The organism is Mesorhizobium sp. M0910 (assembly GCF_040319465.1).
GTDB lineage: Bacteria > Pseudomonadota > Alphaproteobacteria > Rhizobiales > Rhizobiaceae > Mesorhizobium.
Map to the genome: position 1 here is coordinate 305,370 of NZ_JAMYNZ010000002.1, position 19,335 is coordinate 324,704.

Annotated in this window: 21 protein-coding genes and 1 pseudogene; 12 read left to right on the plus strand and 10 right to left on the minus strand. The window is 63.1% G+C overall.

Going from position 1 to position 19,335, the window contains the following annotated elements; all coding sequences use genetic code 11:
• Positions 1-131 precede the first annotated feature (131 nt).
• Together ku and ligD are read left to right on the plus strand one after the other, a co-directional pair.
• A complete protein-coding gene (gene ku / locus NKH78_RS05345; protein WP_352509484.1) occupies positions 132-983 on the plus strand; it encodes a non-homologous end joining protein Ku in 852 nt (283 codons plus the stop codon).
• Between the two features lie 9 nt (positions 984-992).
• The gene (gene ligD / locus NKH78_RS05350) at positions 993-3,494 is read left to right on the plus strand and encodes a DNA ligase D (RefSeq protein ID WP_352737843.1); all 2,502 of its coding nucleotides are present in this window, start codon (positions 993-995) and stop codon (positions 3,492-3,494) included.
• Positions 3,495-3,617: 123 nt separating this feature from the next.
• On the opposite strand, the gene NKH78_RS05355 is transcribed toward ligD, so the two are convergent.
• A complete protein-coding gene (locus NKH78_RS05355) occupies positions 3,618-4,292 on the minus strand; it encodes an ArsR/SmtB family transcription factor (RefSeq protein ID WP_254818019.1) in 675 nt (224 codons plus the stop codon).
• A 68-nt stretch (positions 4,293-4,360) separates the two neighbouring features.
• Between NKH78_RS05355 and NKH78_RS05360 the strand changes: the two genes are divergently transcribed.
• The 3 genes from NKH78_RS05360 to NKH78_RS05370 all read left to right on the plus strand — a co-directional run bounded on the left by NKH78_RS05360 (position 4,361) and on the right by NKH78_RS05370 (position 5,347).
• Positions 4,361-4,576, plus strand: coding sequence for a DUF1127 domain-containing protein (locus NKH78_RS05360; RefSeq protein WP_254818020.1), 216 nt, complete (start codon positions 4,361-4,363; stop codon positions 4,574-4,576).
• A 97-nt stretch (positions 4,577-4,673) separates the two neighbouring features.
• Positions 4,674-5,006 carry an NIPSNAP family protein gene (locus tag NKH78_RS05365; RefSeq protein WP_352737842.1) on the plus strand — a complete coding sequence of 111 codons (333 nt, stop codon included), beginning with the start codon at positions 4,674-4,676 and terminating at the stop codon, positions 5,004-5,006.
• Complete coding sequence (locus tag NKH78_RS05370; protein ID WP_254818022.1) at positions 5,003-5,347, plus strand: antibiotic biosynthesis monooxygenase family protein; 345 nt, start codon at positions 5,003-5,005, stop codon at positions 5,345-5,347. The genes NKH78_RS05365 and NKH78_RS05370 overlap by 4 nt, the downstream gene beginning before the upstream one ends.
• Positions 5,348-5,353: 6 nt before the next feature.
• On the opposite strand, the gene mbfA is transcribed toward NKH78_RS05370, so the two are convergent.
• Positions 5,354-6,337, minus strand: coding sequence for an iron exporter MbfA (gene mbfA, locus NKH78_RS05375; protein ID WP_254818023.1), 984 nt, complete (start codon positions 6,335-6,337; stop codon positions 5,354-5,356).
• Positions 6,338-6,517: 180 nt separating this feature from the next.
• Between mbfA and NKH78_RS05380 the strand changes: the two genes are divergently transcribed.
• From NKH78_RS05380 to NKH78_RS05390, 3 genes are all read left to right on the plus strand, one after another.
• Positions 6,518-6,835, plus strand: coding sequence for a hypothetical protein (locus NKH78_RS05380; protein WP_352509480.1), 318 nt, complete (start codon positions 6,518-6,520; stop codon positions 6,833-6,835).
• A 200-nt stretch (positions 6,836-7,035) separates the two neighbouring features.
• Positions 7,036-8,013, plus strand: a complete 978-nt coding sequence (locus NKH78_RS05385; RefSeq protein ID WP_352737841.1) for a threonine/serine dehydratase family protein — start codon at positions 7,036-7,038, stop codon at positions 8,011-8,013.
• 92 nt (positions 8,014-8,105) lie between these two features.
• Complete coding sequence (locus NKH78_RS05390; RefSeq protein ID WP_254818026.1) at positions 8,106-8,759, plus strand: glutathione S-transferase family protein; 654 nt, start codon at positions 8,106-8,108, stop codon at positions 8,757-8,759.
• Positions 8,760-8,794: 35 nt separating this feature from the next.
• Here NKH78_RS05390 and NKH78_RS05395 read toward each other — a convergent pair whose 3' ends face one another.
• The 4 genes from NKH78_RS05395 to NKH78_RS05410 are packed head-to-tail and all read right to left on the minus strand — an operon-like array spanning position 8,795 to position 12,523.
• Positions 8,795-9,931 (minus strand): ABC transporter permease, encoded by a 1,137-nt coding sequence (locus NKH78_RS05395; RefSeq protein ID WP_352477089.1) that lies wholly within the window; start codon positions 9,929-9,931, stop codon positions 8,795-8,797.
• Positions 9,932-9,939: 8 nt separating this feature from the next.
• A complete protein-coding gene (locus NKH78_RS05400; RefSeq protein WP_352737840.1) occupies positions 9,940-10,860 on the minus strand; it encodes an ABC transporter ATP-binding protein in 921 nt (306 codons plus the stop codon).
• Positions 10,857-11,810, minus strand: coding sequence for an HlyD family secretion protein (locus tag NKH78_RS05405; RefSeq protein WP_352737839.1), 954 nt, complete (start codon positions 11,808-11,810; stop codon positions 10,857-10,859). The genes NKH78_RS05400 and NKH78_RS05405 overlap by 4 nt, the downstream gene beginning before the upstream one ends.
• On the minus strand, positions 11,807-12,523 hold the full coding sequence (locus tag NKH78_RS05410; protein WP_352737889.1) for a CerR family C-terminal domain-containing protein: 717 nt from the start codon (positions 12,521-12,523) through the stop codon (positions 11,807-11,809). The genes NKH78_RS05405 and NKH78_RS05410 overlap by 4 nt, the downstream gene beginning before the upstream one ends.
• An 88-nt stretch (positions 12,524-12,611) precedes the next feature.
• Between NKH78_RS05410 and NKH78_RS05415 the strand changes: the two genes are divergently transcribed.
• From NKH78_RS05415 to NKH78_RS05425, 3 genes and pseudogenes are all read left to right on the plus strand, one after another.
• A complete protein-coding gene (locus NKH78_RS05415) occupies positions 12,612-13,085 on the plus strand; it encodes a CYTH domain-containing protein (protein ID WP_352737838.1) in 474 nt (157 codons plus the stop codon).
• On the plus strand, positions 13,082-14,026 hold the full coding sequence (locus NKH78_RS05420) for a CHAD domain-containing protein (protein ID WP_352737837.1): 945 nt from the start codon (positions 13,082-13,084) through the stop codon (positions 14,024-14,026). Before NKH78_RS05415 ends, NKH78_RS05420 begins: the two co-directional genes overlap by 4 nt.
• Positions 14,027-14,169: 143 nt before the next feature.
• Positions 14,170-14,355, plus strand: a pseudogene (locus NKH78_RS05425) (hypothetical protein); the annotation flags it as partial.
• Here NKH78_RS05425 and NKH78_RS05430 read toward each other — a convergent pair.
• Positions 14,352-15,152 (minus strand): helix-turn-helix domain-containing protein, encoded by an 801-nt coding sequence (locus NKH78_RS05430; RefSeq protein ID WP_352737836.1) that lies wholly within the window; start codon positions 15,150-15,152, stop codon positions 14,352-14,354. The pseudogene NKH78_RS05425 and the gene NKH78_RS05430 sit on opposite strands and share 4 nt — an antisense overlap.
• 115 nt (positions 15,153-15,267) lie before the next feature.
• Here NKH78_RS05430 and NKH78_RS05435 point away from each other — a divergent pair, with 115 nt between their 5' ends.
• Positions 15,268-16,128, plus strand: a complete 861-nt coding sequence (locus tag NKH78_RS05435) for an SMP-30/gluconolactonase/LRE family protein (protein WP_352509402.1) — start codon at positions 15,268-15,270, stop codon at positions 16,126-16,128.
• Positions 16,129-16,144: 16 nt separating this feature from the next.
• Here NKH78_RS05435 and NKH78_RS05440 read toward each other — a convergent pair whose 3' ends face one another.
• The 3 genes from NKH78_RS05440 to NKH78_RS05450 all read right to left on the minus strand — a co-directional run bounded on the left by NKH78_RS05440 (position 16,145) and on the right by NKH78_RS05450 (position 19,322).
• A complete protein-coding gene (locus NKH78_RS05440) occupies positions 16,145-17,857 on the minus strand; it encodes a SulP family inorganic anion transporter (protein ID WP_352701120.1) in 1,713 nt (570 codons plus the stop codon).
• Positions 17,858-18,037: 180 nt separating this feature from the next.
• On the minus strand, positions 18,038-18,307 hold the full coding sequence (locus NKH78_RS05445) for a helix-turn-helix domain-containing protein (RefSeq protein ID WP_292656925.1): 270 nt from the start codon (positions 18,305-18,307) through the stop codon (positions 18,038-18,040).
• Positions 18,308-18,620: 313 nt separating this feature from the next.
• The gene (locus NKH78_RS05450) at positions 18,621-19,322 is read right to left on the minus strand and encodes a phosphatase PAP2 family protein (RefSeq protein ID WP_352476869.1); all 702 of its coding nucleotides are present in this window, start codon (positions 19,320-19,322) and stop codon (positions 18,621-18,623) included.
• Positions 19,323-19,335: the final 13 nt, after the last annotated feature.

Sequence of the window (19,335 nt, forward strand, 5' to 3'; positions counted from 1 at the left end):
AATTGAGTTCAGGGCAAGGCCGGGCCGAAAGCCCGGACTTGCCTTTTTGCGCCGCCGGAACCGGAACGGGCTTTGGCCGTTCTCGGTTGAACGCCGTTCTCGGTTGAACCTTGTCGCGCAGGGAGTTTGTCATGGCGCCGCGCCCCGCCTGGAGAGGATATCTCAAGCTTTCGCTGGTTACTTGCGCCGTCGAACTGACCAATGTCGTGACCCAGGCGGAGAAAGTCTCGTTCCGCGTGCTCAACCGCAAGACCGGCAATACCGTCAAGCGCGTCTATGTCGATCCGGCCAGCGGCAAGCCGCTCGATGAAGGGGACGAGATCAAGGGCTACGAGATCGGCGACGGCGACTTCGTCCAAATCGAGGAGGAGGAGATCGAAGCCGTGCAGATCGAATCCTCGCACACGATGAGCCTCGATGGTTTCATCGAAAAATCCTCGATCCAGCAGATCTATCTCGATACGCCCTATTATGTGACGCCTGCGGACGAGGTCTCGGAAGAGGCCTTCGCCGTCATCCGCGACGCCATGGCCGCCAAGAAGACGGCGGGGCTGGCCCGTATCGTGCTCTATCGCCGCGAACGTCCGGTGGTCATCGAGCCGTTGGGCAAGGGTCTGCTGCTGACGACCCTGCGCTATGGCGATACGGTTCGCAGGCCCGAGATGGTGTTCGGCGACATCAAGCCGGTGAAGACCGACGCCGAAATGATCAGGCTGGCCGAACACATCGTCTATGAGAAACAGGCGAAGTTCGATCCTTCCGAATTCGAGGACAAATACGAAAACGCCCTGATCGAGCTGGTCCGCGCCAAGAAGGCCGGCAGGAAGGCACCGAAGACAAAGGCGGAACCACGGCCCTCCAACGTCGTCAATCTCTTCGATGCACTGAAGAAGAGCCTTTCGTCGGAAGCCGGTGCGCCGGCAAAGACCGGACGCCCGGCAAAGGGCGCCAAGTCCAAAGCCGCTCGGCGCAAATCTGCTTAGGATCAGACCATGGTCAGCCTCGAGCAGTATCACGCCAAGCGCAATTTCAAGAAGACCACCGAACCGGCCGGCAAGGTTTCGCGCGGCAAGAAAGCCGAGCCAGGTGGCATCTTCGTCATCCACAAGCATGCCGCCACCAGGCTCCACTACGACCTTCGTCTCGAGCATGGCGGCGTGCTGTGGAGCTGGGCAGTGACGCGGGGCCCGAGCCTCGACCCGCACGAAAAGCGGCTCGCCGTGCATGTCGAGGACCACCCGATCGACTATGCGCCGTTTGAAGGCACTATCCCGAAGGACCAATATGGCGGCGGCTCGGTCATTGTCTGGGACGAGGGAACTTGGGTCCCCGATGGCGACCCGGCAAAAGCGATGAAGAAAGGCCATATCAGTTTCGAACTGCATGGCCACAAATTGCATGGCGCCTGGCATCTGGTGCGGCTGAAGCCGCGTCCGGGCGAAAAGCGTGACAACTGGTTGCTGATCAAATCCGACGATGCCGCCGCGCGTCCGGGCGAGGACATTTTGCAGGAGGCGCCGCAATCGGTGAAATCCGGCCTGACCATCGAGGAGGTTGGCGAAGGCAAGACCGCCGATGGCAAGAAGCCAAGCGTCTGGCAGTCCGACAGGCCGGCCGCCAGCAAAGCGAAGGCCGTCGCCGCAAGGCGGCTCGAATTCATCGAACCGGCGCTCGCAACGCTGGAGCGGGACGCCCCGCCCGGCAAGGACTGGCTGCATGAGGTGAAGTTCGACGGCTATCGCATGCAGGCGCAGCTTGCCGGCACCGAGGTTCGGCTTTTGACACGCGCCGGCCTCGACTGGACCGACAAGTTCGGTGGCGCAATTGTCGCGGCACTTGGCGGCCTGAAATGCACCGATGCTATCATCGACGGCGAAATCGTCGTGCTGGCGGATAATGGCGTGTCGTCATTCTCGCTGCTGCAGCAAGATCTGTCGGCAGGCCGCACGGATCGTTTCATCTACTACGTTTTCGACCTGCTGCGTCTTAACGGTGAGGATATCCGTTCCGAGCCGCTGGTCGAGCGCAAGGAAAGGCTGCGCACGTTGCTCGCCGGACAGGCCGAGGATCAGGCCGTGCGCTTCAGCGACCACTTTGCCGAGCCCGGCAAGATCATGCTGGAGCATGCTTGCCGGCTGGGGCTCGAAGGCGTCGTCTCCAAGCGCGCCGATGCGCCCTACCGCAGCGGCCGGGTCCCGTCCTGGGTGAAGTCGAAATGTACGGCGCGCCAGGAATTCGTCATCGGCGGCTACATGCCGTCGGACAAGACCGGGCGGGGCCTGCGCTCGCTGCTGGTCGGCTATCACGAGGGCGGCAAGCTGCGCTATGCCGGCCGCGTCGGCACCGGCTTCACGGCCAAAAGCACCAACGAGCTGAAGAAGAGGCTTGATGCGCTGAAGACGACAACCTCGCCCTTCGACAGGGCGGTGCCAAGGGGTAAGGGGCTGGTCTGGGTCAAGCCCGAACTTGTCGGCGAAGTGGAGTTTCGCAGTTGGACGTCGGACCGTATAATACGCCACGCGTCGTTCCAGGGATTGCGCGAGGACAAGCCGGCGGAGGAAGTCGTGCAGGAGAAACCGAAAGCACGCTCAGCCCCGGCAGAGTCGAAGCCAAAGCCCGCCAAACCCGTGGCCACGGCGAAAACCTCGGTTACGCTGTCCCGCCCCGACAAGCTTCTGTGGCCCGAGGAGAACGTATCGAAGCAGGATCTGGTCGATCACTACGCGCTGGTCTGGCCGCGCATGAAGCAATTCGTCATCAACCGGCCGCTCAGCCTCGTGCGGGCGCCGGACGGTGTTGGCGGCCAATGGTTCTTCCAGAAGCATGCCTCGGCCGGCATGCACGACAAGATCGCCGTGATGAAGGATCCCACCGACGGCGAGGAGATATTGTTCATCCGCGATTTCGACGGTGTCGTGGCCCTCGTTCAACTTGGCGTCGTCGAGATCCACATCTGGGGCTCGACCACGGACGAGCTGGAAAAACCAGACCAGATCATCTTCGATCTCGATCCCGACGAGGGTGTCGACGTGAAGGCGGTGCTTGCCGCGGCGCTCGACATCCGCAGCCGGCTCGACGAACTGTCCCTGCCTAATTTCGTCAAGACCTCGGGCGGCAAGGGCTATCATGTCCTCGTCCCGCTGAAGCCGTCGGCGGACTGGGATGAGGTCAAAGGCTTCGCCCATGAGTTCGCTCGAGCGCTCGAGCAAGCCGCACCCGACCGCTACACGGCGACGCTGTCGAAGAAGGCGCGCACCGGCAGGATATTCGTCGATTATCTGCGCAATGGCCGTGGCGCGACCACGGTCGCGCCCTATTCGTCGCGCGCCAAGAAAGGTGCCACTGTATCAATGCCGGTGACCTGGGCGGAAATCGAGGCCGGATTGCCGCCGAACGCCTTTCCGATAGGCGACAAGACGACGCTGAAGCGGCTTGGGCAAGCCGATCCCTGGGAGGATTTTTTCAAGCAGGCCAAGCCGCTCAAGCGCGGCTAGAGCAATTCCAGGAAAAGTGTGTGGAACGATTTTCTGTCCGGAATTGCGTCAAAACAAAAAAGATAGAGCGGTTCGGCGTTTCCGTGGAGACGGCGAGCCGTTCTGGTGCGTCGAAGCGAGCCGTCAGGCGAGAAACGTCTTCTCGAATGCCTGCTTGCCTGTCGGCGAGAAGATCACTGCACGGCTGTCCTTCTCGCGCCGCGCCCATTTTTCGGCGAGGATCTTATCGAGAATGGCGGCGCCCAGCGTGCCGGCGAGGTGCGAACGCCGCACGCTCCAATCGAGGCAGGCCCGGCACACCGGTCGCCGCGCCTTGCCCTCGACATCGATGCCGATCGCGGCGAAATGCGAGGCGGCCGACGGCCCAAGCCGGATCTCCTCATCATTGCGCAGGAGCACTTGTCGAGCGACGAGACGGTCCAGCATCGCCACCGCCTGCTCGCCGGCGAGGTGGTCGTAGCAGACCCGCGCCACGCGCATGGCAGCGTCGCGTGGGCCAGGCCGCACTCGTTGCGGCCCGACCGCGGCGGCAACACCGGTGATCGCCTCAATCATGCCTGCTACCTGCGGGCCGGCGAGGCCGTAGTAGCGGTGCCGTCCCTGGCTTGCCAGCGTCAGCAGCCCGCCTTCCATCAGCTTCGACAGATGGGAGCTCGCTGTCGGAAGCGACACGCCGGCCTCGAGTGCCAGTTCACTCGCCGTCAGTGCCGTGCCGCCCATCAGTGCGGACAGCATGTTTGCCCGCGCCGGATCGCCCACCAGGCTGGCAATGCGGGCTATGTCAGGTCCTTCGCGCATGGTTCGTTCATCATCGAAGCATCCTCGTCAGACAAGCACTAATCTCGATGCAAATCAAGGAGACGACAATGCCTGCAAGGACTATTCTCGGCGCCGCGCCTGCTCGCCGGCCGTTCCCGTTCATTGTCTTGCGCCGCCTGCGGCTGCGGCTCCTGAAGCGGTGGTACGACCGTCATTTGCAGCGTCTCGACCTCGCCGAGATCGACGATCATCTGCTGCGTGACCTTGGCCTGACACCCGAAGACGTCCGCCGCGAATGCGCGAAATCCTTCTGGCAAACCTGACCGGCCAGCGAATTTGCCTAGCATATCGATCTTCGGAACGTTTCGACCCGGCTCGAACTGTGACCGCCAGAAAACATCCACCGCCAAGGAGGCGAAAATGACCATCACCTGCTTCATCCGCTACGAGATCGATCCGTTCGGCAAGGCGGCGTTCGAGGAATATGCACGCAATTGGGGGCAGGCGATCCCGCGCTGCGGCGCCGATCTGATCGGCTATTTCGCGCCGCACGAAGGCTCGGCCACTACGGCTTATGCCGCCTACAACATCGACAGTCTTGCGGCCTACGAAGCCTACCGCGCCCGGCTCGCCGCCGATCCCGCCGGCAAGGCGAATTACGAGTTCGCCCGGCGGGAAAAATTTATCCTGAAGGAGGACCACATCTTCCTCAAACTGGCCTCCGGGCCACATGCTTCTTTGGTGAAGCCATGATCGCCGTCATCTTCGAGGTCGAGCCGGCGGCGGGCATGCGCGATGCCTATCTCGGCATCGCCGCCGATCTGCGCCCACTGCTCGACGGCATCGACGGTTTCCTGTCGATCGAGCGCTTCCAGAGCCTTGCCGATCCGAACCGCATCCTGTCGCTGTCCTTCTGGCGCGACGAGGATGCGGTGAAGGCCTGGCGCAACACGCAGGAACATCGGCAGGCGCAGAGGGCTGGGCGCGGCGGCATCTTTGCCGGCTACCGTTTGCGGATCGCCCATGTCATGCGCGACTACGGCCTGACCGAACGCGCCGAGGCGCCAGCAGACAGCCGGGCGGTGAATGGGTAGCGACTGCTATGCATTCCCGATCAGCACCCCTGCCGCAAACACCAGCGCGCCGCCCAGCACCACCTGGAAGGCGGCGCGCCAGAATGGCGTCTGCATGTAGCGGTTCTGTACGAAGGCGATCGTCCAAAGTTCGAAGAACACCACGACCGCGGCGACGATCGTCGCCGTCCAGAAAAGCGGGATGAGATAGGGCAGCGCGTGCCCGAGCCCGCCCAGCGTCGTCATGACGCCGACGGTCAGCCCGCGTTTTACCGGCGAGCCGCGGCCGGATAGCTTGCCGTCGTCGGAGGCCACTTCGGTGAATCCCATCGAGATACCGGCGCCGATCGAGGCGGCAAGCCCGACCAGAAAGGTCTGGAACGTGTCGTGCGTGGCAAAGGCCGCGGCAAAGATCGGCGCCAGCGTCGACACCGAGCCATCCATCAGCCCGGCCAGCCCGGGCTGCACGTAGGTCAGGATGAACTGACGTTGCTCGGCCGCCGCCTCTTCGTCCTTGACCGCGCCCGATATATGCTTTTGCTCCAGCCGCTGCGCCAGTGTCTCGTGGCCCTGTTCGGCCACCGCCAGATCGTCGAGCAACTTTCTCGTCGAGGCATCGCCTGTGCGTTTGGCCGCCTCGATATAGAACAGGTAGGCCTGCCGCTCCATGGCCTCGGCTTGGCTGCGCACATGATCGATACCGAGCGGCCTCACCAGCCAGTCCGGCTTGCGCTCGTAATAACCCTTCACATGCTCGCGCCGGATCAGCGGTATGCGCTCGCCGAAACGCTTGCGGTAAAGCTCGATCAGCGCGTCGCGATGGCCGTCCTCTTCCTCCGCCATCTCCTCGAACACTTTGGCCGATTGCGGAAAGCTTTCCGCCAGCCCGTCGGCATAGGCGCGATAGATGCGCCCGTCATCCTCCTCGGAGGAGATTGCGAGCGCCAGGATCTCCTGCTCCGAGAGAGATTCAAACGGACGGCGGCCGAAGCCAAAAACGCGGGAAAGCATGAGAAATTCGCCCCAGTTTAGAATAGTTCTAAACTAGAGCTTCGCACATCCTCGGTCAATCGCGCCCCTCCACTCATCTGCTCAAAAGTATCGACGTCGAAACCGAACGAGGCATCGTTTGCTATCGGCAAACGTTCACCTATATGATCGAATCTGAACCAAGAGAAAGGAACCCCGCAGATGCCGGAACAACAGCAGCCATTTGACCCCAAGCCGGTTCTCGACCTGATCGCTAACATCGAGGCGGACTTGCAGCGCCTGAAAGGGCTGGTCGAGCAGCAGGTCGAAAAATTCGATCCCGCCAATCCACACAACAAGGCTCCCGACGGCAAGTTGACCGAGGAGGGCGTCGAGTGCTGCTATCGCCTGTTCGACGAGGGTAAGTCGCGCTATTCGGTTGCTCAGCAGATGAAGATCTCCTTCGCTGCTGCCACCCATCGCTTCAACACCTGGCGCAAGATGGGCGGCCCCAAACGGAAAAAGACGCTGTTGGGATGAGGAGCGGCCGGCAATGCCGGTCAGGCAACGATTTGTCGATTGAAGTGACGAATGCATAGCGGAGGGCGGAGGCGGCGGTGGGTGACAGTCACGCCCCACTCCTGCCTCCAAGTCGATTTGTAACGGTCACATTTTTTATTGGTGCGCGGCCTCCCTTTCCGTGCACCATAGGCGGTCTCATTTCTTGCAGGACCCCAGCCATGACCATCCCTCCCGGCATCGCCGATATTCACAGCGCAGCAGCGCGATTGTCCGGACTGATCGTCGAAACGCCGCTGATCGAATCGCCGGAGTTGAACAAGCGCTTCGGCGCCAGGATCCTGTTCAAGCCGGAGACGTTGCAGCGCACCGGCTCGTTCAAGTTCCGCGGTGCCTATAACAGGCTCTCCTCGCTCTCGGCGGAAGAACGCGCCCGCGGCGTCGTCGCCTTCTCGTCGGGCAATCACGCGCAAGGCGTTGCCGCCGCAGCGGCGATGTTCGGCGTCAAGGCCATCATCGCCATGCCTGCCGATGCGCCGGCGATGAAGGTCGGCAATGTCAGGAAGATGGGCGCCGAAGTGATCACCTTCGACCGGGTCCGCGACGATCGCACTGCCGTTGTCCGTTCTTACGTGGAAAAGGGCATGGTCCTGGTGCCGCCCTACGACGATCCGGCCATCATCGCCGGCCAGGGCACGATCGGCCTCGAATTGATGCGCCAAGCAAAAGCGCTTGGCGTCAGCCTCGATGCGGTGGTGGTTCCCTGCGGCGGCGGCGGGTTGAGCAGCGGCATTTCGATCGCGATCAAGGACGCCTCGCCGGACACCGCCGTCTGGGCTGTGGAACCCGAGCATTTCGACGACACACGCCGCTCGCTGATCCAAGGCGCCAGGGTGTCGAACGTGCCCGGCCACACCTCGATCTGCGATGCCCTTCTCGTCGCCGAGCCGGGTGCGATCACTTTCGAGATCAACCGCAAGAATCTCGCGGGCGCCATCGCCGTTTCCGACAAGGCGGTGGCTCAGGCGACGCGCGACGCGATGGCTTGCCTGAAGCTGGTGGTCGAACCTGGCGGCTGCGTCGGCTTGGCCGCGCTGTCGTCAGGCGAGATCGACCTTACCGGGAAATGCGTGGCCGTGGTGCTGTCCGGCGGCAATGTCGATTTCAGCACCTATGCCGAGATCATTGCTGCCAGCTAAGATAGCAACCAGTTGCAGGTCATGTGCCGGTTCGAGGCGCTCGAGCCTCCGTTGCGTCCGGTCGAACCGGCCCCATTCAAAGACTGAGATCAATGAAACTGTTCTTCAGCCGCAATCCCAATCCTCGCCTCGCGGTCGCCGTGGCACGTTATCTCAATGCCAAGGTCGAGTTTGAATTCGCCTCCCCCTTCGCTCCGGGGCAGGCCGAGCGCTTTCGGCCGCTCAATCCAAATCTTTCATTGCCCATCCTTGTGGACTTGGGAAAAAGCCTCTGGGAGGCCGATGCCATAGCCTGCCGGCTTTCACGCGACACGCATTCGCATTTCTGGCGCGCCGGCGACGACGAGCCGGAGATGATCCGATGGCTGAGTTGGGGCAAGGAGAACTTCGCAAGAGCCTGCGACGTTGTGCATTTCGAACGCGGGACCAAACAGCGCTATGGGCTCGGCCCGATCGATCAGGCACGGGTTGAGGAGGGCCTGAGGGACTTCAGTACCGCCGCTGCAATACTTGATGCTGAGCTTTCCCAGCGAGAATGGCTGGTCGGAAATTCGGTTTCCTACGCCGACTTTCGAATGGCGACGTTTCTGCCCTTCAACGACGTCGCCCGATTGCCTCTCGACGATTATCCCTCTGTCGGCCGCTGGTATCGGCAGCTTGAAGAAATCGATGCCTGGCGCGATCCCTTCGAAGGGCTCAATGCACCTGAATTGACACCGGTCCCGGGCCAGGCCAAGGCCGTGTGATTCTCGATCATTTGCGCAAGCTGATTGCGCCGACCCTAATCCAGCGTCCGGCGGAACCGCACCAGCGCAATGCCGGCGAACAGCGCCACGAACACCACCAGCCAGCCGATCTCCGTTGCAACTGCCGGCAGCTCGGCGCCCTTCAGCATCACCGCGCGGATAATGCGCAGGAAATGCGTCAGCGGCAGCACTTCGCCGAAAACTTGCGCCCAGTCCGGCATGCCGCGATAGGGGAACATGAAGCCGGACAGCATGATCGACGGCAGGAAGAAAAAGAAGGTGAGCTGCAGGGCCTGCATCTGCGTGCGGGCGATCGTCGAAATCGTGTAGCCGAGCAGCACCAGCGCCAAGACGAAGATCAGGACCGCCGTCAACAGCAGCGACATAGATCCGGTGAAGGGTATGGCAAACAGAAGCTTCGAGGCCGCCAGCACCACCACCACCTGCACGGCGCCTACCGCTAGATAGGGCAGCACCTTGCCCAGCATGATCTCGAGCGGGCTGGACGGCATCGCCAGAAGGTTCTCCATCGTGCCGCGTTCGGTCTCGCGCGTCAGCGCGATCGAGGTCATCATCACCATCGTCATCTGCAGGATGACGCCGAGCAGACCGGGCACGATGTTGTACTGCGAGACGGCTTCCGGATTGTAGCGCCGGTGCACCACCACCTGGAGCTGGCCCCGGGCAGCTTCGGCCGCCGTCTCCTGCATGCCGCGTGCCCTGAGCAGCGCCTGGTTGGCGACGGTGCCGAGCGTCGAGATGGCGCCGCTCGCGACGGCCGGGTCGGTTGCATCCGCCTCGATCAGGATCTGCGGGCTGTCGCCGCGCTCGACCCGTCGGGCAAAATCGGCGGGAATGGTGACGACGAAGGCGACATCGCCGCGCGCCATCAGGAATTCGGCTTCGGCGGCACTTTGCGCAACATGGTCGAAGCGGTAATAGCCGGTGGTCTGCAGCGCCGAAACCATGGCCCGCGTGTAAGGATCGCTGCTCATCGCCACCAGCGCTGCCGGCAGGCTCTTCGGATCGTTGTTGATGGCATAGCCGAACAGCACCAGCTGCATCAGCGGCACGCCGAGCATCATGGCGAAGGTGATGCGGTCGCGCCGCATCTGGATGAACTCCTTGATCAGCAGCGCGCCTAGCCTGGCGAAGGAAAAGATGCTGTTTATCCCGTTCTTCATCCCATGTTGTCCTTCGAACCGGACATGAACTGGATGAACACATCCTCCAGGCTGGTCTCGCCGGGCGATACCGTGACGCCCTTGTGCTCCTTCTCGACATCGGCAAGCGCTGCCTGAAGCGCCTTCCTGTCGGAACCGACGACATGCAGCGTCGCCCCGAACGGCGCCACCTGGTCGACGCCGTGGCGGCCATGAAGTGCGGCCGCGACCTGATCGAGCCGTGGCCCTTGCAGGACGAAGGTGGTCAGCCCGGCATTCCTCACCACGTCCTCGACCGTGCCAGTGGCCAGCATCTTGCCGTAGGAGATGTAGCTGATGCGGTGGCAGCGCTCGGCTTCGTCCATGTAATGGGTGGAGACCAGCACGGTCAGGCCGCCGCTCGCCAGCCGGTGGATCTCGTCCCAGAATTCGCGTCTGGCCTTCGGATCGACGCCCGCCGTCGGCTCGTCGAGCAGCAGCAATTTCGGCTTGTGCATGATGCAGGCGGCCAGCGCCAGCCGCTGCTTCCAGCCGCCGGACAGCGTACCGGCCAGCTGGTTCTTGCGCGATGTCAGGCCGAGCTCCTCAAGCGTCTTAGCCACATGCCCGTCGAGCGGCTTCAGCCGGTAAAGCCGTGCCACGAATTCGAGATTCTCGCCGATCGTGAGGTCTTCGTAGAACGAGAATCTCTGTGTCATGTAGCCGACTTCGCGCTTGATCCGCAGGCTGTCGGTGCGAATGTCGAAGCCCAGAACCGTGCCTTCGCCCTCATCCGGCGTCAGCAAGCCGCACATGATGCGGATGGTCGTCGTCTTGCCTGAGCCGTTCGGCCCGAGGAAGCCGACGATCTCGCCCTCGGCCACCGTCATCGTCACATGGTCGACGACGGTCTTGTCACCGAAGCGCTTGACCAGGCCATGCACGTCGATGACGTTCATTTTCCGATGTCCGCCAGATCGACGTCGACGATCTGCCCGGGCTGCAATGCGCTGGCGTCGCCCTCCGGCCGCGCTTCCACCAGATAGACCAGCTTTTGCCGGGTCTCGAGCGAGTAGATCACCGGCGGCGTGAATTCCGGATCCGGTGACACGTAGCTGACGCGAGCCTTCACGCCCGATCCGCAACCGTCGCAATGGACGTTGAGCAGCGTTCCGACATCGACCGAGGAGAACGCGCTTTCCGGCACATAGACGCTAAGCTTCACCGCGCCATCCGGCAGTATGGAGATGACCGGCGCGGTCGGCCCGGCCGTGTCGCCAGGATAGCGGATGACATCGTTGACCCGGCCGGGCGAGGGCGCCGTCAGCACGCGCTTCGACAGCCGCCATTGCGCTTGCTCCAGCGCCGACTGCGCCTGCCTGACCTGATTGTCGGCGGCCTTGATCGTCTCGGGCCGTGCCGGCAGGCCGCCGACGGCGAGATTGGCCTCCGCCTGGCCGACCTGCGCGTTGGCCGTCTCCAGCGTCGCGGAAGCCGTGTCGTAGTCCGCCTGTGTGCCGGTGCCGCGTTTGAACAGATCGCTGGCGCGGATGTAACGGCGTTTGGCGTCGGCGGCTTGCGCCTTGGCCATGTCGACCTGCGCCTTGAGCACCGCAATCTCTTCCGGCCGCTTGCCGACCTGCAGGTCGGCAAGTTGCGCCTGGGCCTGCGCAAGGGCCGCCTCGGCTTGTGCGATGGCGATCTTGGCGTCGGCGTTTTCCAGCGTCACCACCGGCGTGCCGGGCGTGACGCGGTCGCCGCGCTTGACCGCAATCGTCTCGACCTGCGCCACCTCGATCGGCGCGAGCAGGACGTAGTCGCCCTCGACGTAGCCGACGGCGAGCGGTGCTGCCGGCGCGCAGGCGCTGAAAAGCTGGGCGGCAAGCGGCAAAGAACAGAGCAGGCTCATGATCCAGGATCCTTCCGGACAGCCAAATCGCGCCGAGCTAAAATCGCGCTGAGATTGTCGGTTATTGTTGCCGCGATCTTGCCGGCCTCATCGTCGCCGATCTTGCGCCAGCCCATCCGGCGCATAACCGCCTCGCGGCCGATGCGGAAATAGACGACCTGGCCGATCAGCGTGAATACGGTGAGTTTTGTGCGCTCGCTCTCGGCCGGCTCGCCCGTCGCCTGTTCCCAGATGAGGCAGAGCCGGCGATGCGCCGGTTCGAACACGCCGTCATAGATACGGTCGAGCGCCGCGGTAGGATGCGACAGCTCGCGCAGGACGAACTGTACAATCTCGCCGGCTTCCGGCCTTGCCGCGATGAAGGCGACCATGCGCTCCAGTGCGACGGCTAAATGTGCCCGCGCGGCCTCGGTGTCCGCCAATGCCGCGACCGGCGCCTGCAGATTGCCGATCGCCTGGCCGGCAACGGTCTGGATGGTGTCGACGATGTAGTCGGCTGCCGCGTTGCGGAGCCCTTCCTTGCCGCCGAAATGATAGGCGATCGAGCCGATATTGGCCTTGGCCTCAGCCGCGATCTGGCGCGTCGACGTGCCGTCGAAACCCTGGCGTCCGAACAGCTTCAGCGCCGCGCGCACGAGTGCCGTCCGCGTCATATCTGCGGCGGTCTTGGGCGCCTCATGAGGAAGGCTGCTGGCGCTGGGCGATTTGATCATCATCGATAATTTAATCAATCGAATGATTAAAGTCAACTGCGATCAAGCGGCTTGCCAACTCTGGCCGTGCGCGCTCTAGTGCATGGCCATGGGCAAGGAAATCGAGCGTAAATTCCTGGTCTCAGGTGAGGAATGGCGGGCAATGGTCGAGGCGGACATTCATATCCGTCAATTCTACCTTGTCGCCGAACCCAGCCGTACGGTGCGTGTGCGCATCAGCAATGATGCCGTCGCCAAGCTGACGCTCAAGTTCGGCAGCCAGGCACGCCAGCGCGATGAATTCGAATATCCGGTGCCTTTGGCGGAGGCGCAGGAGATGCAGGCCTTTGCCATCGGACATGTCATCGAGAAGACACGCCATCATGTTAGACACCGCGGCTATCTCTACGAAGTCGATGTCTTCGGCGGGACGCTTGCGGGGTTGGTGATCGCCGAGCTCGAGACGCCGGAGGATGTACCGGACGAAATGCTGCCAGATTGGCTCGGCCGTGAAGTCACCGGCGAGTCGAGATTTTACAACGCGTCGCTCGCCCTTGGGGGGATTTCGGAGATCGTCGCATGAGCTTTCGTATCGATCCGCACATCTCGCTGACCGGCGAGATCAGACGCATCCTCGCTGAGGAGATCGGCAAGGCGCTTGTCCATCTGGACGCCGCGCGTGACAGGCCCGAGCAGGGGCTGCACAACTGTCGCAAACGGCTGAAGAACGTCCGCGCCTTGCTGCGCCTTGTCCGTTCCGGAGACGAAACATTCTGCGTGACTGAGAATGAATGCTACCGCCAGGTGGCGGCCCTGCTTGCCGGCCCGCGCGAGGCAACCGCACTGGTGGAAACAATCGACCGGCTAGCGGCAAGCTTTCCCGAGCAAAGTGCCGGCGGTGGCCTCGATGCCGTTCGCGACCGGCTCGTCGCGCGCCAGCATGAACTGCATGGCGGAGCAGGCCTCGATGCTGCGATAGGCGCGGCGATCGCCGCTTGCGAGGAAGGTGTCGGCCGGATCGACAAGCTCGCTCTGCCCGACCAGCCGGAGCAGGCTGCCGACGTGCTCGCCGAAGGCGCGCGCGCCACTTTGCGCCGCGCCAGGAAAGCGCTGGACAAGGCGGCTTCGCGCGGCGAAGCCGATGACTTTCACGACCTGCGCAAGGCGGCCAAGACGCATGGCATGCACCTGTCGCTGCTCGGCCGGCTGTGGCCGACGCCGATCAAGGCCCGGCGCAAGGCCGTCGATGAATTGGGCGAGCGGCTCGGCGAACTGCACGACGTGTTCGTCATGCGCGCGCTTCTCGATGCCGAGGACCAGCCGCTCGGTCCCCCTGAGGACACGCGGTTGCTTGCCAAGCTGCTGAAGCGCTCGGAAAAGAGCCTGAAAAAAACCTGCCTCGCCGAGGCGGCCGAGCTTTTCGGCGACCGTCCGAAGCGCTCGACAAGGAAGCTTGCCCACAAGGTGCGCGACGATCTCACAGCGGTATCGCACGAAGACGCCGGCGCGCCTGGCGTGGGCTGATCATGTGTAATTGGCCGCCTGTGATAATCGCCGTCTGGCATGACCGAGCCCGGCGACACGCTTCTGGACCGACTTGGCCGCTGGCTTGCCGGCCGACTGCAGGAGGAATCGTCCGGCTACAAGCCTTACACGCCGTGAGACGCTATTCGCGCAAGGAAATCCTGCACATCCGCCATCACTCGCTCTACACGCCGCGCGACTTCGACCTGTCGCCCTATTTCCGCATCATCAAGCCGACCCTCGAATATGGTTTCGACTACCGGCAGATGATTTGGGACGACAAGCCCTGGATTACCAGCGCCGAAACAAGGGTTCAGAGTGGCGGCTAGGCCGGCAGCGGCCGTCGTGTCTTTGCGGCGGCCCGGCCGGGTGTCCGCGCGCCGGCGTCGCGCGGATGCGGCCCTATCGGCATGATCACCGGGAACGGCGTTGCGCCGAACGCAAACGTCCACTTGTAACCGACCAGCCCGTCTTCGGGCGTCGTGTGCTGATCGTGATGCGCAAGCAATTTGGCGCGCTCGGCCAGTTCCTCCGCCTCCCGCCTGACCATTTCCGCCGTCTCGGGCCGCATCCGCCTGGAGAAGCTGACGAATGTCGCCTCGCGCTCCAGATGCGTGATGGCCCAGCCGATGAAGTTCTTGTTGGTCACCTCGAACAGTGGCCGCAATGGCCCGTCGAAATTCCACTGGATTGGCGTCTCGACCAGCAGCCTGGCCGACAGGCCGCGACCGAGCGCGACCAGCCCCAACTCCTCGAGGTCTCGCAGATAGAGGAACATCGAAGCCTCGCTCAACCCCTGTGAGCGCATGATGCCTTCGGGCGTAAATTTTTCCGAAAGCATGACGAAGATGAACAGCAGTGCCGGCCGGCCGGCGAGCTTGCGCTCGATCTCCGGCGCGACGTGGTTGGCAGGTCCTGGTCCTCTGTTCATAGAGCCGAGCACGTTCTCCAACTCCACGCCGGCGGCAGCGCAGATCTCCATCAGCCGGTCGAGCTTGCAGTTGCGCTCGTGGAAGATGCGCTTCACCGTCGGCTCGGAAACGCCCATTCGCTCGGCAAGGACGCGGTAGGTCACGCCCTTGGCCTTCAGCGTCCGCTTCAGCGCGTCGAAGATCAGGCCGTTCACGGGATGCACCTCTTTTGCACGATTTGGTATCAACCTTCGGTACTAGTCCCGATAGATCTTCCCGGAAAGTATCGAAAGGCCTAGCTCTCCGCCAGTCCATTACGGGAGACTAGCCATGAAAAGCCTCTTCACACCGATACTTCTCGCCATCTTCGGCATCGCGACTGCGCCGGCAGTTCAGGCCGCTGAACTCTGGCGCGCCAGCGGCCTCGAGCAACCTGAATCGGCGCTGTTCGACGCCGCCGGCCAGCGCGTTATCGTCTCGAACATCGTCGGCAATCCCGGCGAAGCCGACGGCAACGGCTATCTGTCGGTTCTGTCGATGGACGGCAAGCTGGTCACACAACACTGGACCGACGGCATGGACGCGCCCAAGGGCATGGCGATTGCCGGCGGCAAACTCTACGTCGCCGACATCACCCATGTGCGCGTCGTCGATCTCCAAAGCGGCAAGCTAGCGTCGACGATCGACGTGCCGAACGCTGTCTTTCTCAACGACATGACCGCTGATGCATCCGGCAAGGTCTACGTCACGGATATGCTTGCCGATACGATCTATCGCATCGACGGCGACCGGCTCGAACTGTTCATCAAGGATGCGGCGCTCGCTTCGCCGAATGGCATCTTCGCCGATGGTGGCCGGCTGATCGTCGCTTCGTGGGGCAAGGGCATCAAGCCCGACTTCAGCACCGCGGAGCCGGGCGGCCTGCTCTCGGTCGATCTCGCCACCAAGGCCGTTTCGCCTCTGGCTGGCGCGGAAAACTTTGCCAACCTCGATGGCGTCGTTGCCATCGGCGGCAGCATCTACGCCACTGCCTATATGACCGGCACGCTCTACCGCTACAAAGCCGGCGGTACGCCGCAAGTGGTTGCGACGTTCAAGCCGGGCAGCGCCGATATCGGCACAGATGGCAAGTCGACAATCTTCGTGCCGCTGATGAACGAGGGCGAGGTCTCAGCGTTGGGCCTCGACTAAGCCGGCAGTTGCCAGCTCAGGCGGCGGGCGCGGCTTTCTTCAGCTGCGCCCGCGCATCCGTGATCGATGCGGCATAAGTCACCAGCGGCCGCTTGACACCGTGGTTGATCAGCATGCGGCGTGTCTGCGGTGAAGCGCCTGAGATAATAAAGCGAACGCCGGCGCGCTTGGCCTTGTGGGCCGCGCCCTCGATGACATTGGCCGCCGTCGAATCGAAGAACGGCACCGCCGAACAGTCGAGGATGAAGTTCTTGCGCTGGTCGGCGATGCGGTCCAGCACCGTGCCGACGGTCGAGGCGGCGCCGAAGAAAAAGGCGCCCGATATCCGGTAGACGACGGTGTCGGCATCGCTCGCCTCGCTGGAATCATAAGCGCTGGCTCGGTCGGCGACGTCTTCCTGCACCAGGGATTGATGGTCCGCCTCCACCGCGATGCTCTTGGCCATGCGGTCGATGAACAGGATCGAGCCTAGCGCGAAGCCGACGACGATGCCTTCGGTCAGGTCGCGGAAGATGACGATCAGGAACGTCGCCATCAGTACCAGCGCATCGCCGCGCGAGGCGCGCAGCAAGGTGGCGAAGGCCTGTTTCTCGAACATGTTCCAGCACACCACCGCCAGCACGCCGGCAAGTGCTGCAAGCGGGATATAGCTGGCCAGCGGTGCCGCCACCAGCATCAGAGCAAGCAGAATGGCCGAGTGCATCATGCCTGAGACCGGTCCATGCGCGCCGGCCCGTACATTGGTCGCGGTGCGGGCAATGGTGCCAGTGGTGCATATGCCGCCGAACAAGGCGGAGGCGATATTGGCGAAGCCTTGCGCCACCAACTCGCAATTGGAGCGATGCCGCCTTCCGGTCATGCCGTCGGCGACGACGGCCGACAGCAGCGATTCGATCGCCCCGAGCAGCGCAAAGGCGATGGCGTCCGGCAGCACGTCGATTATCCTGTCGAGGCTGAGCGGCGGGAAGGCCGGCCATTGCAGGCTGCGCGGGATGCCGCCGAAGCGCGTGCCGATCGTCTCGGCCGGCATGGCGAGCAATGCGACGACGAGGGATGCCAGTCCGATGGCAATCAGCATAGCCGGCCACTTCGGCCGAAACCGCCTCAACGTCGCAATGGTGATGATGGTCAGCGCCGCCACCGCAGTTGCGGCGAGGTTGATTGTTCCGGCCGCTTCGCCGATGGCCATCAGCTTCGGCACCAGCGGCCCTGGCTCCTTGCCGGCGAGCTTCAGCCCGAACAGTTCGACGATCTGGCCGGAGAAGATGATGACAGCGATGCCGGCGGTGAAGCCGACGGTCACCGGGTAGGGGATGAACTTGATGTAGGTGCCAAGTCTGAGATAGCCGATGGCAAGCAGGAACACGCCGGCCATCATCGTCGCCAGCAGCAAGCCGTCGACGCCAACCCGCGCCACTGTCGCCGCCACAAGCACAATGAAGGCGCCGGCCGGGCCGCCGATCTGGAAACGGCTGCCGCCAAGCGCCGAGACCAGGAAGCCGCCAATGATCGAGGTGTAGAGCCCGCGCTCCGGCGTCACGCCTGAAGCAATGGCAATTGCCATCGACAACGGCAGCGCAATGATGGCGACAGTCAGCCCGGCGATGGCATCCGCCTTGAAATGCGTGAGCGTGTAGCCCTCCCGCAGCACCGTCACCAGCTTCGGGGTGAACAGTTCGGAAAATGTCGGCCGCGCCGGTTGATGCACTGCCCGCTGCGTCTGATCCATCGAGTGCCTTCCGCATGAAACCAAGGAGCGGCGGGATCGTCGGCAGGACTGTCGGCGGTCGCCGTCGCGACTTGGAGCGGCGTGCGTCCAAATAGGCGCACAGATACGCCCCAACACTTTTGACCCGCGCATCGGACTATCCGAAAACCGAATTTGATTTTCGGCGATGCGGCAGTAGCGTCAGCCTTGCGGGTTCTGCGGCGTGACAGGCTTGAGGCGAACGCCCCTGCCGCCACGCTCGCTCGCCTGGTTTTCGCCGATCAGCTCGACCCCGGCCTCTTCAAGGGCCTGGATGACCTTCATCAGCGTATCGACCACGCCCCGGACCACGCCGTCGCTCGCTTCCATGCGCTGAATGGTTGGAAGCGAAACCCCGGCGCGCTCGGCGAGGGTCTTCTGATCGATGCCGGCCAGCGCCCTCGCGGCACGCATCTGCGCGGCAGTGATCATCGGTCAAAACCCCGTCTGAGTTCTGCAGTATCACGTATAATACCTTCATGATGATGGGTCAAACATCATCTTGCATATGTGAAACATGCAACAGTCTTTGCCAGCCGGTGCGCTGGCATGCTACAAACCTCGGCATCGTTTGGCGGGACATCCATTACGGTACCGATTTTACAGTAGGACCTCAAAAAGGATGAGCAGGTGAAGACATTCAAAGCGTTGGCGACCTCGACAGTCGTGCTGTCGATGGTTTTCCTGCTGGCAGGCTGCGGACATGGCCTGATCAACAGGCTGATTTGAAATAGTCCGGCCGACGTCAGGTGCCGTCGGCCCGCCCTAGCCATCGCTGCAGCAGTCGTGCCGCCAGCCAGCACAGCATCGCCCAGGCAAAGCCGGCGCACCAGCCGGCCAGCACGTCGGACGGCCAGTGGACGCCGAGATAGATGCGGCTGATGCCGACCACCACCGTCGTCAGCACCGCCAGCACGAGCACATAGATCTTCGTCGTGCGCCCGGGCAAAAACCGTGCCGCCATGCTGCCCAGCGTCAAATACGTCACCGCCGACAGCATGGCGTGGCCGCTCGGAAACGAAAGCGATGCCACATCGGCGAGATGCGAGACCAGATCGGGGCGCGGCCGGTCGATATCGAATTTCAGCACGCTTGACAGGAGCTGGCCGCCCGCCACCGCGACGAACATGAGAAGCGCCGCGCCTGGCCTGCGGATAAGGAGCAGATAGACGATCATTGCTGCCGTGATCAGCACCAGCACGCTGGCGCTGCCAAGGCTGGTGACGTCGCGCATCGCTCCTTCCAGCCACGCCGGTCCGATCGGATTGTCGGGCTGGCCGGCCTTGCGGAAGGCAAGCAGGATTTCGGTGTCGAAGGCATGCGGCGTGGTCGCCCGCGCCAGCTCCATCAGTTCTTCGAACCCCCACAGCCCGCCGGCAATGACCAGCCCGGCCAGCAGAACCGGGAACTCCAGCCAGTTGCGCAGTCTGCTTGCAATCTTCTTCATCGGCCTGATCGCA